Raw genomic sequence first — 3,869 nt, 5'->3', positions numbered from 1 at the left:
GCCCGTCGCTGCGCGGCCGCGGGCCTCGCGTCGCGTGGCGGCCGTCCTCGCCGCCCTCACGCTGGCCGCCGTCGCCGCGTGCACGCCGTCGTCCGGCGAGCCCGAGGTGCCCGAGCCCGTCACGGTGACGCCGACGATCGCGCCGTCGCGCGTCGTCGCACCCGCACCCGTCGTCCCGCCGACCTGGCCGCTCACGGGCGTCGCGACGGCTGAGGTCGCCGCGCGGCCCGCCGTCGCCGTCAAGATCGAGAACACGAACGTCGCGCGTCCCCAGGTGGGGCTCGACCAGGCCGACGTCGTGTGGGAGACGATCGTCGAGTTCGAGGTCTCGCGGCTCGTCGCCGTCTACCACTCGCAGGTGCCTGCGGAGGTGGGGCCCATCCGCTCCGTCCGGCCGATGGACCCCGCGATCATCGCGCCGCTGCGCGGCCTGCTCGCCTTCTCGGGCGGTCAGCCCGGCATCCTCGACCTCGTCCGCAGCAGCGGCGCGCAGCTCATCAGCCACGACGCCGGCGCCGCGGGCCTCTACCGCGTCAGCGGCCGGTCGGCGCCGCACAACGTCATGGGCGACCTCGAGACGTTCCTCGCGGCGGCCGACGCGGATCACTCGGCCCCGCCGGCGGAGCAGTTCGCGTTCGCGCGGCGCCCCGACCTGGCGACGGCGACGCTCGCGGGCACGCCCGCCGGCCTGCTCACCTTCAACCTGTCGGCGCAGGCCAAGCCCTCCTGGGCGTTCGACGCGGGCACCGGCACGTGGCTGCGGTCCGAGGGCAGCACCCCGGCGATTGCCGCGAACGGGGCGCGGATCGCGGCGACGAACGTCGTCGCCATCACCGCCCCGCACCCGAACTCGCCGTTCGGCGCGCAGGGCGGCGCTCCCGTCCCGACCTACGAGCTCGTCGGCTCCGGCGAGGCCGTCGTCGCGACGGCCGGCAAGACCGTCGTGGGGACGTGGTCCAAGGCCGCCGTGGACGCGCCCATGCAGCTGTTCGGGGCCGACGGTGCGCCGCTGCTGCTCGCCCCCGGCATCACCTGGGTCGAGATGATCCCGGCGGGCAAGGGCTCGCTGACGATCGGCTGACGGGCGGCGGGCCGACGGCTGACGGGCGGCCTGGCGACTACTGACGGGCTGCGGGGCGACGGCGGTCTGACGCGCCCTCATCCCTCGGGATGAGGCGTGGTGACGGAGCGGTGCCCGGCGGCGTAGCGGCCGGCGCCGACCTCGGTCCCGCAGGCCGATCCGCGCACCGGCACCCGGCGCGCAGGCTGAGGTCATGGCTCAGCTCACCGTCGACCGCATCCCCGTCCCCGACCCGGCGCACCGCGAGCGCATGCGCGCAGCGCTCCCCGCCGTCGTCGCCGTCACCCTCCTCCTCGGCGTCGTCGTCGCGGGCTCCCTCGTCCTGAGGAACCTGCTCGACTTCGGCCTCTGGTTCGTCGGCCAGATCGGCTGACGACAAGCCCCGGCACGACGACGGCCCAGCGGCCGTGCCCGCAGTCGTCGTACGTCAGTAGTGGTACGGGAACGCCGACCAGTCGGGCGCCCGCCGCTCGAGGAAGGCGTCCCGCCCCTCGACCGCCTCGTCCGTCATGTAGGCGAGGCGCGTCGCCTCTCCCGCGAAGACCTGCTGGCCCATGAGGCCGTCGTCCGCGAGGTTGAACGCGAACTTCAGCATCCGCACCGCCTGCGGCGACTTCCCCGCGATGGTCCGCGCGTGGTCGAGCGCGAGCCGCTCGAGGTCGGCGTGCTCGGCCACCTCGTTGACCGCACCCCACCGCTCGGCGTCGTCGGCCGAGTACTCGCGGGCGAGGAAGAAGATCTCCCGCGCGCGCTTCTGCCCGACCTGCCGCGCGAGGTAGGCGGAGCCGTAGCCGCCGTCGAACGAGCCGACGTCGGCGTCCGTCTGCTTGAACCGGCCGTGCTCGCGGCACGCGATCGACAGGTCGGCGACGACGTGCAGCGAGTGACCCCCTCCCGCGGCCCAGCCGTCCACGACGGCGATGACCACCTTGGGCATGGTCCGGATGAGGCGCTGCACCTCGAGGATGTGCAGGCGGCCGGCGCGCGCCGGGTCCACCGTGTCCGCCGACGTGCCGGACGCGTAGCGGTAGCCGTCCCGCCCGCGGATGCGCTGGTCGCCGCCCGAGCAGAACGCCCAGCCGCCGTCCTTGGGGCTCGGGCCGTTGCCCGTGAGCAGCACGACGCCGACGTCGGGGGACATGCGCGCGTGGTCGAGCGCGCGGTAGAGCTCGTCGATGGTGTGCGGGCGGAAGGCGTTGCGCACCTCGGGCCGGTGGAACGCGATGCGGACGACGGGCAGGTCGCGCTCGTCCTCGCCCGTGCGGTCGACGCCGCGGTGGTAGGTGAGGTCCGTGAGGTCCTCGAACCCCTCGACGGTGCGCCACACCTGCGGGTCGAACGTCTCGGACACGGGGCTGGGCAGCGCACTCATGCCCGCCACAGTATTGGAGCGCAGCGCCTCCGTTCCGGCACCGATCCATGGGGCGCAGGACCTCCGGTTCTGGCACCGATCCCGCGGTCGGGCGCCCGGATCGGTTCCAGAACCGGCCTCCCGGCGCGGGTACGGTGGGCCGGTGACCGTGCCTGCGCCGCCCGACCTGCACGTCTACCGCGTCGGGCTGCGGACGCGGTTCCGCGGCCTGACCGAGCGCGACGGCGTCCTCCTGCGGGGCGACGCCGGCTGGGGCGAGTTCTCGCCCTTCTGGGACTACGACGACGACGAGTCCGCAGCCTGGTGGCGCGCGGCGGTCGAGGCTGCGGGGGAGGGCTGGCCGGCGCCCGTCCGGGACGCCGTCCCGGTCAACGTCACGGTGCCCGCCGTCGGGCCGGACCTCGCCCGCCACGTGGTGGCGCGGTCGGCCGGCTGCCGCACGGCGAAGGTCAAGGTCGCGGAACCCGGCCAGTCGGTCGACGACGAGATCGCGCGCCTCGAGGCGGTGCGCGACGCGCTCGGCCCGGGCGGCCGCATCCGCATCGACGCCAACGGGGCGTGGGACGTGCCCACCGCCGTCGACCGGCTGCGCGTGCTCGACCGCGCCGCGGGCGGCCTCGAGTACGTCGAGCAGCCGTGCGCGACCGTCGACGAGCTCGCCGCCGTCCGGCGCGCGGTCGACGTGCCGGTCGCCGCGGACGAGTCGATCCGCCGGGCGGAGGACCCGCTCGCGGTCGTCCGGGCCCAGGCGGCCGACGTCGTCGTGCTCAAGGTCCAGCCGCTGGGCGGGGTGCGGGCATGCCTCGAGCTGGCCGAGCGGGTCGGGCTGCCGGTCGTCGTCTCGTCCGCGCTCGAGAGCTCGGTCGGGCTGGCTGCCGGCGTCGCGCTCGCCGCCGCGCTGCCCGAGCTGCCGTACGCGTGCGGCCTCGCGACGGCCCAGCTGTTCACGGCCGACGTCGTCGCGGACCCGCTGCTGCCGGTCGACGGCGCGATCGCGGTCCGCCGCACCGAGCCGGACGCGGCCCTGCTCGCGACGCACGCTGCCGACGACGCGTTGCGGGCGCGGTGGACGGAGCGCACCGCGCGCGTCGCTGCGGTCGCGGGCACCACCGGGCCCCGCGCATGACCGAGGAGGCTCCCGAGACGCCCGCACGGTCCGGGACGGCACACAACGGGTCGTCCGCGGCAGGCGGGAAGGGTCCCGAGCCGTCCGGGGCGCCCGAGGATGGGTCGTCCGCGCCGGTCGTCGGGGCGCCGGCCGGGCTCGCAGCGACGTCGCGCACCTCCGCCGAGGACCGCGCCACGGGAGCGTCGACGCGCGCGGCCAGGGTGCTGCTCCAGGCGCTCGCGCGGCTCGGCGTCCGGGAGGTCGTGCTCGCGCCCGGCTCGCGCAGTGCGCCGCTCGCGCACGCACTG

Annotated in this window: 4 protein-coding genes and 1 pseudogene; 4 read left to right on the top strand and 1 reads right to left on the bottom strand. The window is 76.0% G+C overall.

The genetic code is table 11. From position 1 onward, the window contains the following. Both ICW40_RS09615 and ICW40_RS09610 read left to right on the top strand, forming a co-directional pair. A partial coding sequence (locus ICW40_RS09615; RefSeq protein WP_308121723.1) for a DUF3048 domain-containing protein occupies positions 1–1,081 on the top strand: 1,081 nt, incomplete at its 5' end. A 193-nt stretch (positions 1,082–1,274) separates the two neighbouring features. Next, positions 1,275–1,454, top strand: a complete 180-nt coding sequence (locus ICW40_RS09610) for a hypothetical protein (RefSeq protein ID WP_221653603.1) — start codon at positions 1,275–1,277, stop codon at positions 1,452–1,454. A 54-nt stretch (positions 1,455–1,508) separates the two neighbouring features. Here ICW40_RS09610 and ICW40_RS09605 read toward each other — a convergent pair whose 3' ends face one another. Continuing rightward, positions 1,509–2,453, bottom strand: coding sequence for a 1,4-dihydroxy-2-naphthoyl-CoA synthase (locus ICW40_RS09605; protein WP_221653602.1), 945 nt, complete (start codon positions 2,451–2,453; stop codon positions 1,509–1,511). Between the two features lie 142 nt (positions 2,454–2,595). Between ICW40_RS09605 and ICW40_RS09600 the strand changes: the two genes are divergently transcribed. Continuing rightward, positions 2,596–3,579, top strand: coding sequence for an o-succinylbenzoate synthase (locus tag ICW40_RS09600; protein WP_308121722.1), 984 nt, complete (start codon positions 2,596–2,598; stop codon positions 3,577–3,579). Next, positions 3,576–3,869 (top strand): annotated as a pseudogene (locus ICW40_RS09595) (hypothetical protein); the annotation flags it as partial. The gene ICW40_RS09600 and the pseudogene ICW40_RS09595, both read left to right, overlap by 4 nt.

It is taken from the genome of Actinotalea ferrariae, assembly GCF_019733465.1.
GTDB lineage: Bacteria > Actinomycetota > Actinomycetes > Actinomycetales > Cellulomonadaceae > Actinotalea > Actinotalea ferrariae_A.
This window is presented reverse-complemented; position numbering and strand designations above follow the sequence as displayed.

Coding starts and splice junctions, on each gene's coding strand:
- ICW40_RS09610 (WP_221653603.1), top strand. CDS start 1,275: ATGGCTCAGCTCACCGTCGACCGCATCCCCGTCCCCGACCCGGCGCAC.
- ICW40_RS09605 (WP_221653602.1), bottom strand. CDS start 2,453: ATGAGTGCGCTGCCCAGCCCCGTGTCCGAGACGTTCGACCCGCAGGTG.